The organism is Hyphomonas sp. UBA4505, assembly GCF_002388685.1.
Lineage (GTDB): Bacteria > Pseudomonadota > Alphaproteobacteria > Caulobacterales > Hyphomonadaceae > Hyphomonas.
The window spans coordinates 117,566-135,842 of the sequence record NZ_DGMZ01000009.1 but is presented as its reverse complement, the minus strand read 5'-3'; the positions used below and the strand labels follow the sequence as shown (position 1 = coordinate 135,842).

Here is an 18,277-nt window from a genome sequence, read left to right as displayed (position 1 = left end):
GCCATGCCTAAGCCACGTATCAATTTGCGCCTCTCTGGCGATGTCTACGCGAAGCTCGATGAGATGACGCGTCGTCCCGGAGCCACCAAGTCGGCCATCATCGAGCAAGCCTTGCGTGAGTATTTCAATCCCGAAATCCGGCAGGGTATGGAAGAGCGCATCCTGAAGCGCATGGACAAGTTCGACCTGCGCCAGGGCGAGATCGAACGGGATGTCGAAATCGCACTGGAAGCCATTGGCCAGTTTGTCTTCTACTGGCTGACACGGACCGATCCGCTGCCAGAAAGCGAACGCGAGGCCGCGCATGCGCTCGGGTTGAGGCGCTTTGACTTCTTTATTGAACAGGTTGGCCAGAAGGTTTGCGGATCCAACCTTCTATCTGAGCGGATCAGCCGTTTCAGCGATTTGTCCCCTGAATAAGGTGATTATTCTTGAAATTGTAACCTTCGTGACCCATTATGGGGCTTATTGAGAACTGAAGGTTACATTATGCCAACACCAACGACACCGCCTAATGCAGTCCGCCGGACCCTGCGAAAACTGGGTCAGGACATTCAGGATGCACGAAAACGCCGTGGTTTGTCGATGGAAGTCGTGGCTGATCGAGCCTTCACATCCCGCAAGACTTTGCAGCGCGTCGAGGACGGTGATTTTGGCGTCAGCATCGGCATCTATGCCTCCGTGTTGCACGCCCTTGGTCTGTTGGAAGGATTGGGAGAGCTGGCTGATCCATCGAATGATGAACTCGGCATGACGCTGGCGTCAGCCAAGCTGCCCAAGCGCATTAGAAGCTGAAAATCATGAGCGAAATTGAAATCCATATCTCTCTTGAGGGTGAGACCTTCAGGGTCGGCACACTGTTCAGACAGGCGGCCAGGGGACGCGAGTCGGTCACCTTTGAATATCATCCCGACTGGCTTAGCCATGGGGTGGCATTTGCATTAGAGCCAAGTCTTTCCCTTGGTCAGGGCATTTTCCATCCGGGCGGGGCGAAAGAGATTTTTGGATCGATCGGTGACTCGTCTCCAGACACTTGGGGGCGCCGTCTCATGCAGCGGTCTGAACGCAGGCAAGCCGTTAAGGAGGGCCGTTCGCCAAGAACGCTACAGGAAGCAGATTTCCTTCTGGGTGTAACAGACTTCTCGCGACTTGGAGCTTTGCGTTTTAAGCGGCCGGAGGATGACGCGTTTCAAAAGCCGATTGGTGAGGGTGTTCCAGGATTTATCCAACTCGGGCGATTGCTCGAGAGCGCGCAGCGCATCGACCGGGACGAGGAAACCGATGAAGACCTCGCCTTGATTTTTGCCCCCGGGTCGTCCTTGGGCGGCGCCCGGCCCAAAGCTTCGGTGATTGATGCGCATGGTCATCTCGCCATTGCGAAATTTCCGAAGGAGTCCGACGAATACAGTCTCGAGACCTGGGAGCACATTGCACTCATATTAGCCGACCGTGCTGGAATGCGCGTGCCGCGTCACAAGTTGCAGCAGGTTGGCGGTAGGCCTGTTCTGATTTCTTGGCGGTTTGATCGGAGCGATGAAATCCGAACGCCTTTCTTGTCAGCAATGTCCCTATTACAGCTTAAAGATGGAGATCGCGGCAGCTATCCTGAGATCGTCGATGAACTTGCACGCCACGGCGCGCGCGCTGGGGAGGATGCGGCTGAACTCTTCAGGCGGATGGTGTTCAACATTCTGATCTCAAACGTCGACGACCATTTGCGCAATCACGGATTCCTTTGGGCAGGGAAGGAGGGGTGGGTGATATCTCCGGCCTATGATCTGAACCCAACCCCGACAGATCTCAAGGCTCGCATCCTGACAACAAATATCAGTATTGATGAGGGCACGTGTTCTATCGAACTCGCGCGCGACCAGGCCACGCTGTTCGGGCTTTCAAGCAAACGGGCTTCTGAGATTATCGCAGATGTTGGAAAGGCGGTTGCGGAATGGCGAATTGTTGCGCAGACACTCGGTCAATCGAAGGTACAGATTGACAGAATGGCGAGCGCCTTTGAGCATAACGATCTTGAGGAGGCACGACCTTAAATCGAACCTGCCGAAAATGAGACAAATTGTGATACAAAATGGAACCATATTGTGATACAAATTTGAAATGCAAAGCCTGTAATGCATTGAAATCATTATGTATTGTGAATAATCTCGAGCCCCGTCACTCGCGCCATTTCTTTCAGGGTGACGCCTGACACCTCCTTTGAAATCATTGAAAATACTTGGGAAAGCTCAGGCGCTCCAGGCCTTTTCGCTGATCGTGCACTACAATTTACCCCACAAAATGCAAACTTGTTGCACAACAAAGGGCGATGAAGCATTTCTCACTTGGATCAAGATTTCTGAAGGATCGCAGCGGTTGGTGTCACTATGTCCGGCGTGTCCCGACCCGCTTCAAAGATCTCGACAGACGCGGCGTGATCCAGGTTGCCCTGCGTACCCGATCTCTGGAAGTTGCCATGATACCCCGCAACGGTCTGGCTGAAGCGGACGAGGCGTTGTGGAGCAGTCTCGCGCTCCAGGCTGAAGATACTGATGAAACAGTCTAAGCTGAAGCCTCAAAGACGGGCCAGGAGTCCACAATTTCTCCGTCTTCGTAAACGGCGATATCCCCGAATTGCAGGAAGACTGCTTCGCTCTGGTGCGGACGAAGAAATACGAACTCGTCTGGCGCGATTTGCAGCTCCGGCCCACCATTCAGCATTTCCTGGTTGGAGGAGCGTCCGAACGTCGAATTGTATTCCAGGCCGGGCGGATCAACCGGGTCGGCGAGCCAGTGGCCTCCATAAATGAATATGGTCTTGCTGTAGTTTGGATCCCACACCCGTTTGGTTTTGTCGGCGAACTCGAGGCCGGGCATCCGTGTTTTGGCGACAGATTTGATGACCGGTGTTGCAATGAAGCTCGCGGGCGTATGGGGCTCCAACAATTCAGTGTCAAAATGCGTTGGCTTCATCAGGCACGACCCTGCAGAGACTTCATTCGCAATCGAAGTGTCCTCGTAGTAGCGATAGGTCGGACTGCCTGCTGCGTTTCGGGTGATTTGCTCTATGGCTTCCTTGCCAAACACCTCAGCGGCTTGATCAAGCGCCGCCCTGTATGAACGCCAAGCTCCTGCGAGCGCCTTGTCGCGCCAGCCCAAGCTTGTGGGCAGGCTGGGAATATGCGGTTCGTAACCCATGAAACCCGCAAATTCCAAACTCGCATCCAGTTCTATTTCGTGCAACACGCTCCCCAACCCGGAACCTGGTTCGAAGCCGCCCCTGTGGAGTCCCACATCCAGTTCCAGATTAATATTCAGGGTGCGACCAACATCCTTTGCGAGATCCTGGTACTGCTCAAGTCGCTTCGGAGTATCTATGAGCCATTGGACGCGGCCTGCCGCATCAGAGCGCTCGGGCGGTAGTTTGTGAAAATATTGGCGCGCAGCCTGAATGGGCAGGGGTTTGCCAAGCAACTGGCTGGCTTCGGGCATTTCTGTGCTCAGTGCCAGCAGCATGGGTAAATTGAATGTCATCAACCGATCCGTGCCGGTTCGCTTGCGAATATGGTCAATCAATCGAAGCGATGGCAGGGACTTGGCGACAATACGATATCCCATGCCCTGCGGCAGGTGGTGTTTCAGCGTATCAATATTGGCGTTGAGCCGTGCGCGATCGATCACCAGGGTCGGTGTTGCGATCCCTGCATCGGTGAGAGCTTTTTGCATTTGCAAGAAATAAGGATCTCTTGGTCCGCTCTTGTCACTGGGTTTCGACATGAGAGTTGCTACTCCTGCTAAAGCTGTTCCTCCGATCAAGAGTGTCCTTCTGCTAAGTTCAGGCATTGAAGGGAGCTCCAAACACATCGGCGAGATGGGGGTTCAGGAATTTTCCAGTCGGATCGAGCGAACGGCGCAAGTCTGCGAACTTGGTAAAGTCCGGATAGAGAGCTTCCAAATCTTTGCGTTGCAGGCTGTGGTGTTTGCCCCAATGGGGGCGGCCGCCATACATTTTGAAAACTGGTTCGAACTCGCTGAAGAAATAATCATAGGCTTCGTCGACTGCCGCATGGATCGCGATGGATATTCGGGGGCCACCAAGGAACGGGCTAAGCCAGGCATCGTCGGGAGCGGTAAACCGGACCTCCATGGGAAAGAAGACGTGCTTTCGCTGATCCATCATTTTGATGATCTGCCTCAAGGCCTTGAGACCATCGTCCCAAGGGAGGTGATACTCCATTTCGTTGAACTTTATCGGGCGGGTCGTGGCCAGGAGCTGGAGGGAGGCATCACTGACATCTTCAATCGTGCCGCTGGGAAGAGCAGATTGCGCAATGCGTTTACGGAGCCAGGGCCACCACCCGAATTCATTCCGTAACTGTTTAAGGCCCTCCAACATTTCATCGTCATCGTTGGAAGGTTCCAGACCGGTCGTCTCTCCGCGATGCAGATCGTGAGTGATACTGGCAGCGAGTCCCGTACCTGGAAGATAATAGAATTCGAAATTTCGATATGAGCTGGCACGGGAAAAAGCGTCATCGAGTACGGCATCTATGGGTTCTGCACTGACGATACGCCTCAGATTGAAGGAGGGGATGGTCTCAACCGTGTACTCGCTGATCACGCCCAGCGCACCGAGAGAGACTTTGCCCGCAGAAAACAGATCGGGGTTGGAATCGGCCGTGACGTCCAACAGACTGCCGTCAGCAGTTACCAGTTTGAAGGAGTGGATGTAGTCATGAAGTGCGGTCAGGGTTTGGCCTGTGCCGTGGGTGGCGGTCGAGAAGGATCCCGCGAGTGTTTGGTCGACGATGTCGGGAAGGTTTGGAAAGGCCCGATCAATCTCATTCAATTGGGATGCTGCCTGGAACAGAACGGTTCCAGCGCCAAAGGTCGCGCGCTGAGTTACAGGGTCATAGGCTTTCAAGCCGGCGAGCTGCCCAACATCCAGAATAACTCCTTCACTGGGTACGAGCCCCGAAAAAGAATGGCCGCTGCCTCTTGGGCGGATGCGTCCTGGCGTAGTTCGGATGATTTCCGAAAGTTCGGCAGCTGACGCTGGAGACTGAAACTGTTTGGGCGTAGCAGTTTGCGCGCCTGACCAGTTCCTCCAACTCTCTTCGCCAATAGGTGGCTCAGGATGATCTGGAGCGTAGTCTTCGCGGACATAGTCTCTCGTGCCCCACGCTACGTGTTGAACTATTGGAACGGCAGATACTGCCGTGAGTCCAAGGCCAGCTTGAACCACTCTCCGTCTGGATACTCCCATTGCGCCAACCTCCCCAAAATGGTAGCGATGACTATCGATAGGCAGCCGCCCTTGAACTGTCAATGAAGTACGTTTGAGTGATGACAACGAAAATCGAACCCAACACCACAAGACGATCCGCGCCTAACCAGCAGCGAAGTCGAGACACGCTTGAGCAGATTTTGATCGCCGCGGCTGACTTGATTGAGGAGGTCGGGTTCGAGAAGCTCTCGACAAACATGATCTGTAGACGAGCTGAACTCACGCCGCCGGCATTGTACCGCTACTTCCCGAACAAATATTCGGTCCTGAAAGAACTGGGCGAGCGACTGATGGCTCAGCAGAATATTTTGATGGAGAATTGGAGCCTCGACGCAGGTGACTTGAGCAATCTTGAGGCCGAAATCGAAATGCTACTCTTCGAGACAATACGGGTAACTCGACAGACCAAAGCAGGCGCGTGGATTATGCGGTCCATGCATGCCACGCCTGTATTGGCGGGTGTCAGGGTTGAGTCTCACCGACATGTTGCGCGATTGTTGGCGGAACGGATAATCAAAACACGACCTGATCTTGATCATGGACGTATCCTGCCATCAGCGAGGCTGAGTGTTGAGATCGGGTATGCGGTGGTCGAGATGGTGTTTGACGAACCGTCGATTGATGAAGGCGAGATCCTTCGGCAGACGGCTTCCATGTTGGCCTTCAGTTTGCGACAAGCGATGAGCCATCAAGCTTAGTGCGATAGCTGGCGGCGGACGTCGCCCTTGTGATGTGCTGTTGACCCAAGGTCGAACTCAAATCTCTCAGACGTTATTTGAAGGCGTTGCCGCTCCGTATGCCGATAGCCTTGAAGACCAGTGCGGCCGGACAAAAACCGGTAAAGGCGGCCTGAAACATGTTAAGCCCCGCAAAAGCAGTCAGCAGGAACCAATAGGGGGATACCCAGTATCCCAATGCGAGGCTGATCAGAACGACCAATCCGGCAAAGGCGAGTACGGCACGATCAAGATTCATATCTGTTTCCTTTCGTCAGATACTGTCAGGCGCTGGTTTTCAGAATATTCAGGCTATTCACCCACTGGATGATTGTGGGCGCAGTCATTACACCAGACCGCTGATCAATCACGCTGCCGTCTTGGAACAACAGGAGGGCAGGAATGCCGCGAACATTCAATGCGGCTCCACCTTCCGGATGGGCTTCCGTGTTGAGTTTGAAGAAGCGAAGATTGCCATCAAAGTGCTTTGCGGCCTCAGCAAATGAAGGCGCCATCATCCGACACGGTCCACACCAAGGGGCCCATACATCCAGGAGAAAACTGCCTTCGTCACGGGACATGAGTCGGTTGAGAATCTTCGTGTTGATCTCGACGGGAGCATCGCTCGCAAGGTCACCCTTGCACGATCCACAATGGCCTCTCGCCAAGCTACTCCCTATGGGCGCACGATTTACGGCGCCACATTTGGTGCAAACAATATGCTGGTGATCAGGCATCAGGAATGGTCTTTCAATTTATGAGTCTTCAGTAGACCCAACGCTGCATTTTCATAGAAGGTTTCAGACTGGCCTGTACGCAGCTTGTGTAGGAAATACTTTTCGAATCCCGCCTTGGCCAAGTGTACCCATCCCCCGGAAGCCGACCAGTTAACATTGCGAGGGGGGATCTGGGGCTGCGCAACGAACGCCACGCCGCCATCGCCGAAGTCAGCGAGACAGATCGCATTCCAGCTCGCCTTGTGTGTTGGCTGGGTTCCTTCGATAAGCTGCGCGATGTTGCGGGCGGTTGCTTCCACCATGGATTCGATCATGAAGCCTGTTTTGGGTACGCCAACTGGCACGGGCGTTTTCCCCATGGGCGGAATCGCGATGCAGACGCCGATACCAAAGATATCCGGCCATTCTGGATTACGCTGGAAGTCGTCCGTAATCACGAAACCCTTGGGGTTCACCAAGCCCTCGACATCACGCACGGCTTCGACCCCCCTGAAAGGTGGCATGAGCATAGTGTACCGGGTCGGCAGTTCATGCGTTTGCTTGACAGAGCCATCTTCGTTCAACTCCTCAACACGTACCATGTCGGCTGCGGCGCCAAGAACTCTGGCGTTGGTTATCCATTTGATATGGCGATTGCGCATCTCGCTTTCGAGCAGACCTTTGGTATCGCCCACACCATCGAGGCCGAGGTGACCGATATAGGGTTCGGGGGTAATAAAGGTGATCGGCACTTGATCGCGAATCTTGCGTTTGCGCAGTTCGGTCTCAATGATCATCGCGGTTTCATAGGCTGGCCCGAAACAGGAAGCCCCTTGTGCCGCTCCAATCACGATTGGGCCCGGATTCTTGCAAAACGCCTCAAAGGCCGAGGCTCCTGCTTCGGCATGGTCGATGTGGCAGACCGATTGAGTGTGGCCGTTCGGGCCGAGCCCTTCGACATCATCGAAGGCGAGTTCCGGACCCGTGGCTATGACCAGATAGTCGTATTCTACCTGCGACCCATCCGGCATACGCACGCATTTGTGCGCGGGATCAACTTTCTCTGCCCTGCCGACAATCAAGTTGACGTTTCGCTTGCGGAGGGGTTTTGCCAAGTCGACCGTGATGTCCTTGCGATCCCGCCACCCTACCATCACCCAGGGATTGGAAGGTTGGAACTGGTAGTAGTCCGTTTCGCTGATGATCGAAACCTGATGGTCCCGCCCGAGGGTCTTTTTGATTTCGTAGGCGGCGATCAATCCGCCTAGGCCCGCGCCGAGAATTACAATGTTCGCCATAACCAATCCTCCTTGCCGGAAACATGTTGTATATTAGCACTTTCGCAAATACGCAATATTACCTATATAGGTCACGATGGCATTGAGCTAAATCAAAGACCGACTGCGCGAATGCGACCGGTGGCTTGGCAGAGGAAAAAATCATGGCTGATAAATATGACCTGACACCGCAAAGTGTCTTTGCAGACCTCAAGGCTGGCAAGATCGTATTGGTCGACGTCCGCGAGCCTGCAGAATTCGCAAACCAACGCATTCATGGCGCATTGCTGCACCCCTTATCCACGTTTGAACCCAAAGCGATTCCTGCGGATGGAAGCAGGCGGATCGTGTTTCAGTGTGGATCTGGCAAACGGTCCAGAATGGCGCTCAACACTTTCATGAAGGAAACAGGCGCAGACGCGGCTCATCTGGCGGGAGGCATCGCGGCCTGGACGTCGGCAGGGCAGCCCTGCATTCGGCTGGACCCGTCGACGGGTGCGATCGTTGACAAGGGAGACTATTGAGATGATCGCCCGACATATCGGTGGTCTCATTGTTGGCTTGGCGCTGAGCATGACTGCCACCGCGCAGACACTGACCATTCAGGAGTCCATCATCACGGATTTTCGTCCGGTTGTGGGGCGTATTGAGGCGAGTGATACAGCTATGGCGCGGTCTCGCCTTCAGGGTGTCATCACACAGTTGAGCATCGATGAGGGCCAAACGGTCAAGGCTGGTGAGGTGCTCGCCTTCGTGGCTGACGACACGATAGCGCCGCAAATCAATGCACTCCAATCTCGCGTCGATGGATTGACGGCGCAAATGACACAGCAGGAAGAAGACCTCGCCCGCGCGAGCAAACTGTTAGCAGATGGATTTTATCCCAAAGCCCGGTTCGAGCAGGAAAAGGCCGCTCTGGATGTTGTGAAGGCCAATCGAGCCTCCGCAGAAGAAGAACGCCGCAGTCTGATCGCCCGTCGGGCGGAAGGGTATGTCCGCGCGCCAGTTGACTCACGAGTGACAGATGTACTCGTGGTTGAAGGCAGTGTGGTATCTCCGGGGCAGGTCGTTGCCAACCTCGCGACGCTCGACGGGCTGGTGCGATTGTCCTTGCCGGAGCGGCATTTGAACTTTCTGGCTGAAGGCGGAGAAGTTTCGTTACGCCTGCCCGCGCGCGACAATGACGTGCGCACAGCACGCATTGAGAAGATTTATCCAGCGCTGCGAGACGGTGCAGTGGTCGCGGACGCAGTTGTGGATGGCGGATTGAATGCGCTGGTGGGCGAACGGGCCGATGTGCTCGCCCCGGTGGGTGATCGCCGCGCGATCATTCTGCCACAGGAATACGTCACCACGCGCTATGGAGTAGACTTTGTGCGCGTAAAGGTGGGTGATCGCTTCGTTGAGGCCCCCGTCGTGCTGGCGGAGCCATTGGTTTCCAATGGGGTCTTTGAGGTGCTCTCCGGACTGAGACCGGGCGATGTGGTCACATTGCCGGGAGCGGAGAACTCATGAAGGCCGATGTTTCCGGCTCCATCACCCGAGCCACGATCCGTTCACCGCTAACGCCTCTGGTCCTTCTGGCAGCGCTGGCTGTTGGTCTGATCGCCCTGTTGACTATACCGCGCGAGGAAGAGCCGCAGATATCAGTGCCGATGGTGGACATTCTGGTCCAGTCGCCCGGGCTGCGAGCGGCTGATACGGTCGAGCAGGTCACTGAGCCGCTGGAAGAAATCATCAAGGCGATTCCCGACGTCGAACATGTCTACAGTCAGAGCCGCGATGACGGCGCTATCGTCACGGCGCGGTTCATGGTCGGTACTGATGCCGATGACGCAATTCTGAGAATTCACGAAAAGATTCGCGCCAATATCGACCGCATCCCACCTGAAGTTCAGATGCCGCAAGTCGTGGGGCGCGGCATTGACGATGTTCCCATCGTTACATTGACGCTGTCCCCGGAAACGTGGACCGGAAATGTCTGGAACGATACCAGCCTGCGCATGCTCGCCGATGAGGTTCTGAAAGAACTCCTGAAGGTGGAGGATGTCGGCCTGACTGACGTTATTGGGGGACGTAGTCTCGAGCTTCGCGTTGAACCCGACATCGAGGCGCTGTCTTCTTATGGCGTCTCTCTTCAGGCGTTGGTCGATGTGACGGCGCAGGCCGTTCAGGCGCGTCCCATTGGCACGGCTCGCGGCTCTGGCGACTCAATCATCATTCAGGCTGGCGACCGGATCGCCGCTGTGGGCGATCTCGAACGGCTGGAAATTCAAGCTCCTGATGGTCGCATGGTTTATCTTTCCGACGTCGCGCGGGTCCGTGTGGCCGGCATCGAGACAGAGGCACGAGCCTGGACGCTGGAGCGGAATGCTGAGCGTGCGGAATTCGAATCATTTCCTGCCGTTACGCTTTCCCTGGCGAAACGGCCAGGCGCCAACGCGGTGGTGGTTGCGGATCAGATCCTCGAGCGTCTTGAACTATTGAAGCGTGAAATGATACCGGAAGGGGTCCATATTGCTGTGACCCGCAATTATGGCGAAACGGCAAACCACAAGGCGAATGAGTTGCTCTTCCATCTGGGGCTGGCGACCGTTTCGATTGTGGTGCTGATCGCGTTTTCCATTGGTTGGCGTGAAGCCTTGGTGACCCTGATTGTCATCCCGACCACAATCCTGCTGACCTTGTTTGCGGCACTGATGATGGGATACACGATCAATCGAGTCAGCCTGTTTGCGCTGATCTTCTCGATCGGCATTCTGGTTGATGATGCGATCGTCATGATCGAAAATATCTCCCGGCATTGGGCGATGAAGGACGGTCGCCCACGCGCTCAGGCCGCCATCGATGCGGTATCGGAAGTAGGAAATCCTACCATTGTTGCCACACTGACCGTTATTGCGGCCCTCTTGCCCATGATGTTCGTCTCGGGGCTCATGGGCCCTTACATGGCGCCTATTCCCGCAAACGCATCGGCCGCCATGCTGTTCTCTTTCTTCGTCGCGGTGGGAATCGCGCCTTGGTTGCTGATGAAGATTGCCGGGAAGGCGCCTGTCAGTGGGCACTCAGAGCATGAGGAGACCCCTTTGGGTCGCTTCTACCGATCTGTTGCGGGACCGATTGTCGCGAGCCGGAAAAATGCCTGGATATTCTTGGGGCTTGTCGGCGTTGCGACGCTCGCATCGCTTACTTTATTTGCCACCAAGGCTGTTACCGTCAAGCTGCTGCCCTTTGACAACAAATCGGAAATTCAGATCGTGCTGGACATGCCGGAAGGCACGACATTGGAAGAGACCGAACGCACCCTGTTTGCCCTCGCCGCGACGATGTACGATGTAGAGGAAGTTGAATCCGTTCAGGCTTATGCTGGCACAGCAGCGCCGTTCAATTTCAATGGGTTGGTGCGTCACTACTTCCTGCGTGCCGCACCGGAACTAGGGGACTTGCAGGTCAATCTTCTGGAAAAGAGTCATCGAGACCGGTCCAGCCATGACATCGCTCTTGCTTTGCGGGACCAGTTGCATGTCGTGCCATTGCCCGAAGGGGCGAGTGTGAAAGTGGTGGAAGTGCCGCCCGGTCCGCCAGTCCTTTCGACACTGCTGGCCGAGATATACGGCCCGGATGCCGAAACGCGGCGCAAGACGGCCGATGTGATTGAGCAATTGTTCCGAGACACGGAGTACATTGTCGATGTGGACAATTCCTTCGGAGGACCGCAACCGCGTCTCGTCCTTTCCGTGAATGAGACGATTGCGGCTGATCAGGGCGTCGCTGAGCAGGATATACTGGATTCGCTGGCGTTGATCTATTCAGGCCAGATCGTTGGCGTGGCACCCCGCGGCGAAGGACGTGACCCACTCTCCGTATCGATCCGCCTACCGAAATCTGCGCAGGTCTGGTCCGAGCGCACGGCCAGTTTGCCAGTTCCCATACAGTCGGGCGCGCAAGCTGTCGAACTGGGCACGCTCGTGGACGCCCGGATGGAAGCGGGGTCATCGACGATTTTCCGGAGAGATGGCTACTTCGCTGACATGGTCATGGGCGAGCTTGCTGGCCGGTTCGAAGCGCCGATCTATGGGATGTTGGCAATTCAGGATCAGGTGGAATCGTATGATTGGAAAAGTGCGGGGCTGGAGCAGCCTGCTATCCGTCTCTATGGTCAGCCATCTGATGAATCAAAGCCCTCCCTGCTTTGGGACGGCGAGTGGGAAATCACCTATGTCACTTTCCGTGACATGGGTGTGGCGTTTGGGGTGGCTCTGGTCGCCATATACATTTTGGTGGTCGCCCAGTTTGGCACGTTCCGGACACCCCTCGTTATCCTGACACCTGTGCCGCTCACTCTGATCGGCATCATGATCGGGCACTGGCTGTTCGGCGCGGCGTTTACTGCGACCTCCATGATTGGCTTTATAGCCCTTGCCGGAATTATTGTTCGAAACTCGATCTTGCTGGTCGATTTCGTTCGGCATGGCCAATTTGCGGACAAGCCATTGAAAGAAGTTCTGCTGGATGCGGGCGCGATCCGCTTCAAGCCAATCCTGTTGACGGCGCTGGCGGCGATGATTGGTGCGGCGGTGATTCTGACAGATCCGATCTTTCAGGGACTCGCGATTTCGCTCCTTTTCGGGCTTGCCTCTTCAACGGCTCTGACGGTGCTCGTGATTCCGGCGATCTATGTGGCGCTGAAGGGCCCAGATTGGGTGGCACCAGCGGTTTCTGATGGCGATGACGATCTTGTCACAGAAGGTCAGACGGCATGAGCGAGCCTGCCGATCCACGTCCCGATCCAGATTCAGTTGATGCGCTGTCGGATCAAGTATCCGAAGTTTGCGCGACACTGCGGGCGATGGCCAATGAGACCCGTCTACGTATTCTCTGTGAGTTGTTTGACGGTGAAATGCCTGTAAACCAGATTGCCGAGGCAGTGAACCAATCGCTATCAGCCGTGTCGCAACATTTGTCGAAATTGAAGGCCGAGGGGCTGGTTGCGTCGCGACGGGACGGTCAGGCGATATTCTACCGTTCGACCGGAGGTGTTGGCACTGCAGTCATAGAGACATTGTGCAAATTCTACGACCAGTGATTCCTGCAGAAGACGAGACGAACCTAATGGAGTTGCTTTGTCGCCTCTGACAATCGGTCCAGGATTTCCTGAGGAGCAGAAGACTTTTCGACAACAGCGGCATATCCAGCCTTGAGCGCGCGCTCCTTGAGCGTTGTGGAGTAATAGCCAGTGATCAGGATTGCGGGTGTCATGTCGCCAGCCAGCCTCATTTTCTCGAGAAGATCCACACCGTCAAACCGAGGTAGTTTGTAATCGATCAAAAGGCAATCGACTTGCAGACTTGGTTGGTTCATCAGGATTTCCATGCCGTTGCGATAGGAATCTACGGCAAACCCGCGTGATCGCAGGAGCATCATGAGGGAGTAGCGAACCTCCTCATCATCCTCGACAAGTGCAACCCTCAGCAGGTCGGGCTGTGAAACGGACTGATTCATTTAGGCGTGGTCTCGATAGTTTCGGAGTCACACATCTATGATCGCAGGAGTATGACGTCTCTAAGTAGACCTACTTAGCGCGCCTCTTTGCGGCCTCGTTCCGCCATGAATGCAACGCGCAGCGCTGCAGACAAACTGTCGGCTTCAAGTTTTTCCATCAGGTTTGCACGGTGAATTTCCACCGTTCGGGGGGAGATCGACAATTCGTCGGCGATGGCCTTGTTGGTCATGCCCTCAACCAGGCAATCGAGCACTTCGGATTCTCGGGTCGTTAGTCGGGTTAGTTTCGCAACCGCCTCATTCTTGAGCCCTTGTTGGGCCTCGTCGTCGGAAATGCGGCTGAAACCGGTTTCGATGGCTTCAAGCAGAGCCTTTTTCTCATAAGGTTTTTCCAGGAATTCGATGGCGCCATTCTTCATGGCCTGAACGGCGACCGATACATCTCCATGCCCGGTGAGCACAATGATGGGCATCTTGTTGCCGCGTTCGGACAAGGCCTGCTGTACAGTCAGGCCATCCATCACAGGCATGCGAACATCCAGAAGTATGCAGGCGGAGTCGTTCGGCTCATATGCGTCCAGGAAGCTCACGCCATCCGGATAGGTCTTCACCGTGTAGCCGGCATGCCGCAGCATGAAGCTGGCGGAATGCCGGATGGCATCATCGTCATCTACGAGGAAAATGGTCTTCGTCATCGCATGCTCACCCTGCCACGTTCGTGGCTACTCTTAAAGTAAACGTAAACGATGCTCCAGCGCCAGGTTCGGACGAAACCGCAATCGTGCTGCCATGCGCCTCGATTATGGTTTGGCAAATCGACAAGCCAAGCCCCATGCCACTGGCTTTGGTTGTTTGAAAAGCATCAAATGGGGAATGGAGCAACTCCTCTGAAAGCCCCGGGCCATTGTCCTTGACCTCGATCGTCACTTCCTCGCCGGAAGACTGCGTATAGATCCAGATCTGAGGTGTTTCTGTTCCCGAAAGCGCCTCAATGGCATTCCTGATGAGATTGGCGAACACCTGTCGCAACTGGAGCCTGTCCGCCATGACAATGATCCCGGGATCTTCCATTCGAAGAATTACTCGGGCGAGGGGGCCTTCGATGCCGACCTTGGCGATGGCCGCAGCGTCGTCAATCACACCCTTCAGGGGAGCGGGCCTGAGATCGAGTTCCCCGCGTGAGACGTAATCGCGCAACCGGCGAACAATCTGGCCAGCCCGGATTGATTGTTCTGCAGCGGCGGACACCGCTTCCTGAACCATGGCCAGGTCATTCTCGCTCGGTTCATCCAGCAGGTCACGTGCGGCTTCGAGATAGTTTGCGACGGCTGTGAGCGGCTGATTGAGTTCGTGAGCCATGGCGGAGGCCATCGTCCCGACCGCGCTCAGCCGCGAGAAGTTTCCGAGTTCCGCCTGGAGCTCCCCGATACGATGCATGTTGGCCTGTTTCTCGGTGATATCACGGATGAACCCCGTAAACAGCTTGCGGCCGCCGATACTGGCTTCGCCAATCTTCAATTCCACCGGTATGGAATCGCCATTTGCGAGGCGCGCTTCAACGATCCGACCGATACCAATGATCTGGCGCTCTCCGGTGGTTAGGTAGTTGCGGATATATTGGTCGTGATGCGTCTGGTCAGATTGGGTCATCAGGCATTTGATATTCGTCCCAACGACATCTTCCGACTTGTAGCCGAACAAGTTTTCGGCCGCCCGGCTGAACGCCATGATGATTCCCGTGTCATCAATCACGATCATGGCATCTGGGACCGACAGCAGGATGGATCTCAGAATCGACTGGAGCGAATCCGAATCCTGAAAGTCGGTATTCTCCAAGCGCCAGAGGTCAGACAGGGGATTCGGCATGATCCCAGCACTGTAGGTGCGGCTGGGCATTTAGGAAAGAACAGACCTCGTGCGGAGACGTGAATGCCGCAGGTCGTTCAACAGGAGCGCACCGAAAGCCAACAGCCCGAGCAGAAGCACGTAGCATCCCCAGCAATGCGTCAGTTGTGCGCCGGCGCTTTCAATCGGAATAGTCACAGACTTTCCAAGACAGGTCGGCAGGATGAGCGTGGATTGCGCAGAAGCCTGCAAGACCATCTTGGTGATGCCCGCAAACACCAGCGCGGCGGCGATGGCATAAGAATGAATTCGTTTCACAGGCAAGACCCTCCAATTCCCGCCCTCGTTTAAGAGAAGCGGACGAACTGTCCCATACGGGAAAGCCCCTATACGCGCCGCAAAGCGATCACCGTAATCAAGCCCCATACGACGCAACCGCAACGCTCTGCGGAAGGGGCTAAACAGAATGATGACATCACGAACCAATTCATCGAATGCCAGCGGGGGGAGTATCGCAAGTGTCTCCGCGCTGGTTGCGATCTTCGGGGTGCTCGCCCTGATCATCGCAGGACGCACGATTGATCACGCCATGGGCATCCAGGCGATGACGTTCATCGCGCTGGCCACGGCGTTTCTGGTGGGCACGGGTTTGTGGGCTGGCAATTTGCTCGACCGCAATCCATTCGATGAGTCGCGCTATGAAGACACGCTGGTAAAATATGGTGTATTCGCGTCCATGTTCTGGGGTATTGCGGGACTATTGGTTGGCGTCATTATCGCGCTTCAACTGACCTTCCCGAACATCTTCTACTTCCCTGAACTGGGATGGACGAATTTTGGGCGATTGCGGCCGTTGCATACCAGCGCCGTGATCTTCGCCTTTGGTGGAAACGTGCTGCTAGCGACAAGCTTTTATGTCGTCCAGCGCACCTGTCGCACGCGCATAGCGGGCGGTATGTGGCCCTGGTTTGTTTTTTGGGGCTACCAGATATTCATTGTGCTTGCGGCGACTGGCTACCTGATGGGGGTGACCCAGTCGAAAGAGTATGCAGAGCCTGAATGGTACGTAGATCTGTGGCTGACGATTGTGTGGGTTGCCTACCTGCTCGTGTTCCTCGGTACGCTGTGGAAGCGCAAAGAGCCGCATATCTATGTGGCGAACTGGTTCTACCTTTCCTTTATCGTGACCATCGCGATGCTTCACATCGTAAACAACTTGTCCATTCCCGTGTCATTGACGGGCACAAAGTCAGTGCAGGTATTTTCGGGTGTTCAGGATGCGATGACGCAATGGTGGTACGGCCACAATGCGGTCGGCTTTTTCCTGACCACAGGCTTCCTCGCCATCATGTATTATTTCATTCCGAAGCGGGTTAATCGACCAGTCTATTCCTACCGGCTGTCCATTGTTCACTTCTGGAGCCTTATCTTCATCTATATCTGGGCGGGGCCGCATCACCTCCATTACACGGCGCTGCCCCAATGGGCGCAAACGCTTGGAATGACCTTCTCGATCATGCTCTGGATGCCCAGCTGGGGCGGCATGATCAACGGCGTCATGACCCTGTCTGGTGCCTGGGACAAGCTGCGCACGGATCCAGTGGTTCGCATGATGGTCGTGTCGTTGGCGTTCTACGGCATGGCGACGTTCGAAGGTCCGCTTATGTCAGTGCGTGCCGTCAACTCACTCAGTCACTATACGGAATGGGGAATCGGGCATGTTCACTCCGGGGCGCTCGGCTGGGTTGGGTATATCAGCTTCGGGGCGCTCTATTGCCTCGTGCCGTGGCTCTACAAGAAGAAGGCTCTGTTCTCAAAGTCTCTTGTCGAATGGCACTTCTGGATCTCCACGATCGGCATCCTGTTCTACATGATCTCCATGTGGTTTGCCGGAATCATGGAAGGCCTGATGTGGCGTGCCTATAACGAGTATGGCTTCCTCGAATACAGCTTCGTGGAAACCGTCGAAGCCAAGCACATCAGCTACATGATCCGTGCGCTGGGCGGCAGTCTTTACTTCAGCGGTGCCTTGATCATGGCCTACAACCTTGTGCGTACCGCACTTGGTCATGGCGCTGCCGAGCCGGTCGAGGCCAAGCCCGACCCATACGCAACTCCCGAACCACGCACGACGCTGGTTCCGGCTGAATAGGAGCGAATCCATGAGTATTCTGAACAAACATGGATTGCTGGAGCGTCACTCGCTTCTGCTCACCATAGGTATCTTGGTTGTGGTCTCCATCGGCGGACTGATCCAGATGGCACCGCTTGCCTATATGGACAACACGATCGAGAAAGTGGACGGGATGCGTCCCTACACCCCGCTCGAACTGATGGGCCGGGACATCTACGTCCGAGAAGGCTGCTATGTTTGCCACAGCCAGATGGTGCGCCCTTTGCGGGATGAAGTGGAACGCTATGGCCACTACTCACTCGCGGCAGAAAGTATGTACGACCATCCTTTCCAGTGGGGGTCCAAGCGGACTGGTCCCGATTTGGCCCGTGTTGGTGGAAAGTATTCTGCTGAATGGCAAGTGGACCACCTCAAGGATCCGCGTGCGCTGGTGCCGGAAAGTGTCATGCCGCCTTATGCCTTTCTTGCAGAGAAGAAGCTGAACTTCGACCGGATTGAGGATCGCCTTCGTACCGAGCGCATGCTTGGCGTGCCTTATACAGATGAAATGATCGAGAACGCGGAAGGGCACCTCTACGCTCAGGCCGATCCAGACGAAAAAGGATATGATTATCTAGATGGCTTACTTGAACAATATGATGGCGCATCCGGGCGCGAGGGCTCCGTTGAGTTTCGCGACTATGATGGTGATCCTCGGCGCGTCACGGAGATGGATGCCATTGTGGCCTATCTTCAAATGACCGGCACGCTCGTCGACTTCTCGACCTATGAAGCTGATGACCTCAGCAATCGGCGCTAGGAGGCAACTC

Annotated in this window: 20 protein-coding genes; 11 read left to right on the top strand and 9 right to left on the bottom strand. The window is 55.4% G+C overall.

The genetic code is table 11. The features are described 5' to 3' along the window. Positions 1-3: 3 nt before the first annotated feature. The 4 genes from B3527_RS05860 to B3527_RS05845 all read left to right on the top strand — a co-directional run bounded on the left by B3527_RS05860 (position 4) and on the right by B3527_RS05845 (position 2,557). Entirely contained in the window at positions 4-420 is a 417-nt protein-coding gene (locus B3527_RS05860) for a ribbon-helix-helix domain-containing protein (protein ID WP_290479297.1), read from the top strand. Positions 421-489: 69 nt separating this feature from the next. Continuing rightward, positions 490-795 carry a helix-turn-helix domain-containing protein gene (locus tag B3527_RS05855; protein WP_290479298.1) on the top strand — a complete coding sequence of 102 codons (306 nt, stop codon included), beginning with the start codon at positions 490-492 and terminating at the stop codon, positions 793-795. Positions 796-800: 5 nt separating this feature from the next. Further along, complete coding sequence (locus B3527_RS05850; RefSeq protein WP_290479299.1) at positions 801-2,045, top strand: type II toxin-antitoxin system HipA family toxin; 1,245 nt, start codon at positions 801-803, stop codon at positions 2,043-2,045. A gap of 275 nt (positions 2,046-2,320) precedes the next feature. Beyond that, a complete protein-coding gene (locus tag B3527_RS05845) occupies positions 2,321-2,557 on the top strand; it encodes a hypothetical protein (protein WP_290479300.1) in 237 nt (78 codons plus the stop codon). Here the strand turns inward: B3527_RS05845 and B3527_RS05840 are convergent. Both B3527_RS05840 and B3527_RS05835 read right to left on the bottom strand, forming a co-directional pair. Beyond that, on the bottom strand, positions 2,554-3,768 hold the full coding sequence (locus B3527_RS05840; RefSeq protein WP_290479301.1) for an alanine racemase: 1,215 nt from the start codon (positions 3,766-3,768) through the stop codon (positions 2,554-2,556). The two genes, B3527_RS05845 and B3527_RS05840, sit on opposite strands and share 4 nt — an antisense overlap. 58 nt (positions 3,769-3,826) lie before the next feature. After that, positions 3,827-5,257, bottom strand: a complete 1,431-nt coding sequence (locus B3527_RS05835) for a D-arabinono-1,4-lactone oxidase (protein ID WP_290479302.1) — start codon at positions 5,255-5,257, stop codon at positions 3,827-3,829. Between the two features lie 80 nt (positions 5,258-5,337). On the opposite strand from B3527_RS05835, the gene B3527_RS05830 reads away from it, so the two are divergent. After that, complete coding sequence (locus B3527_RS05830; protein WP_290479303.1) at positions 5,338-5,976, top strand: TetR/AcrR family transcriptional regulator; 639 nt, start codon at positions 5,338-5,340, stop codon at positions 5,974-5,976. A 73-nt stretch (positions 5,977-6,049) separates the two neighbouring features. On the opposite strand, the gene B3527_RS05825 is transcribed toward B3527_RS05830, so the two are convergent. The 3 genes from B3527_RS05825 to B3527_RS05815 all read right to left on the bottom strand — a co-directional run bounded on the left by B3527_RS05825 (position 6,050) and on the right by B3527_RS05815 (position 8,008). After that, the gene (locus tag B3527_RS05825) at positions 6,050-6,253 is read right to left on the bottom strand and encodes a YgaP family membrane protein (RefSeq protein ID WP_034813564.1); all 204 of its coding nucleotides are present in this window, start codon (positions 6,251-6,253) and stop codon (positions 6,050-6,052) included. A 25-nt stretch (positions 6,254-6,278) separates the two neighbouring features. Continuing rightward, on the bottom strand, positions 6,279-6,575 hold the full coding sequence (locus B3527_RS05820; RefSeq protein ID WP_198019758.1) for a thioredoxin family protein: 297 nt from the start codon (positions 6,573-6,575) through the stop codon (positions 6,279-6,281). A 155-nt stretch (positions 6,576-6,730) separates the two neighbouring features. Next, positions 6,731-8,008 carry an NAD(P)/FAD-dependent oxidoreductase gene (locus B3527_RS05815; RefSeq protein ID WP_290479304.1) on the bottom strand — a complete coding sequence of 426 codons (1,278 nt, stop codon included), beginning with the start codon at positions 8,006-8,008 and terminating at the stop codon, positions 6,731-6,733. 143 nt (positions 8,009-8,151) lie between these two features. Here B3527_RS05815 and B3527_RS05810 point away from each other — a divergent pair, with 143 nt between their 5' ends. Genes B3527_RS05810 through B3527_RS05795 form a run of 4 tightly spaced genes read left to right on the top strand, consistent with a single transcriptional unit; the run spans position 8,152 to position 13,073 of the window. Continuing rightward, the gene (locus B3527_RS05810; RefSeq protein WP_290479305.1) at positions 8,152-8,511 is read left to right on the top strand and encodes a rhodanese-like domain-containing protein; all 360 of its coding nucleotides are present in this window, start codon (positions 8,152-8,154) and stop codon (positions 8,509-8,511) included. A 1-nt stretch (position 8,512) separates the two neighbouring features. Beyond that, a complete protein-coding gene (locus B3527_RS05805) occupies positions 8,513-9,502 on the top strand; it encodes an efflux RND transporter periplasmic adaptor subunit (protein WP_206992944.1) in 990 nt (329 codons plus the stop codon). Further along, positions 9,499-12,750, top strand: coding sequence for an efflux RND transporter permease subunit (locus B3527_RS05800; RefSeq protein WP_290479306.1), 3,252 nt, complete (start codon positions 9,499-9,501; stop codon positions 12,748-12,750). The genes B3527_RS05805 and B3527_RS05800 overlap by 4 nt, the downstream gene beginning before the upstream one ends. Continuing rightward, positions 12,747-13,073: an ArsR/SmtB family transcription factor gene (locus tag B3527_RS05795; protein WP_034813549.1), complete on the top strand. Its 327-nt coding sequence runs from the start codon at positions 12,747-12,749 to the stop codon at positions 13,071-13,073. The genes B3527_RS05800 and B3527_RS05795 overlap by 4 nt, the downstream gene beginning before the upstream one ends. A gap of 23 nt (positions 13,074-13,096) precedes the next feature. Here the strand turns inward: B3527_RS05795 and B3527_RS05790 are convergent, their stop codons facing one another. The 4 genes from B3527_RS05790 to B3527_RS05775 all read right to left on the bottom strand — a co-directional run bounded on the left by B3527_RS05790 (position 13,097) and on the right by B3527_RS05775 (position 15,652). Continuing rightward, complete coding sequence (locus tag B3527_RS05790) at positions 13,097-13,489, bottom strand: response regulator (protein ID WP_290479307.1); 393 nt, start codon at positions 13,487-13,489, stop codon at positions 13,097-13,099. A 74-nt stretch (positions 13,490-13,563) separates the two neighbouring features. Further along, on the bottom strand, positions 13,564-14,184 hold the full coding sequence (locus tag B3527_RS05785; RefSeq protein ID WP_206992947.1) for a response regulator transcription factor: 621 nt from the start codon (positions 14,182-14,184) through the stop codon (positions 13,564-13,566). Between the two features lie 7 nt (positions 14,185-14,191). After that, positions 14,192-15,355, bottom strand: coding sequence for a PAS domain-containing sensor histidine kinase (locus B3527_RS05780; protein ID WP_290479308.1), 1,164 nt, complete (start codon positions 15,353-15,355; stop codon positions 14,192-14,194). A gap of 30 nt (positions 15,356-15,385) precedes the next feature. Next, positions 15,386-15,652: a hypothetical protein gene (locus B3527_RS05775; protein ID WP_206992949.1), complete on the bottom strand. Its 267-nt coding sequence runs from the start codon at positions 15,650-15,652 to the stop codon at positions 15,386-15,388. Between the two features lie 151 nt (positions 15,653-15,803). Between B3527_RS05775 and ccoN the strand changes: the two genes are divergently transcribed. Beyond that, on the top strand, positions 15,804-17,486 hold the full coding sequence (ccoN, locus tag B3527_RS05770) for a cytochrome-c oxidase, cbb3-type subunit I (RefSeq protein WP_349677830.1): 1,683 nt from the start codon (positions 15,804-15,806) through the stop codon (positions 17,484-17,486). 10 nt (positions 17,487-17,496) lie between these two features. Beyond that, the gene (ccoO, locus tag B3527_RS05765) at positions 17,497-18,267 is read left to right on the top strand and encodes a cytochrome-c oxidase, cbb3-type subunit II (protein ID WP_034813539.1); all 771 of its coding nucleotides are present in this window, start codon (positions 17,497-17,499) and stop codon (positions 18,265-18,267) included. The last annotated feature ends 10 nt before the right edge of the window (positions 18,268-18,277 follow it).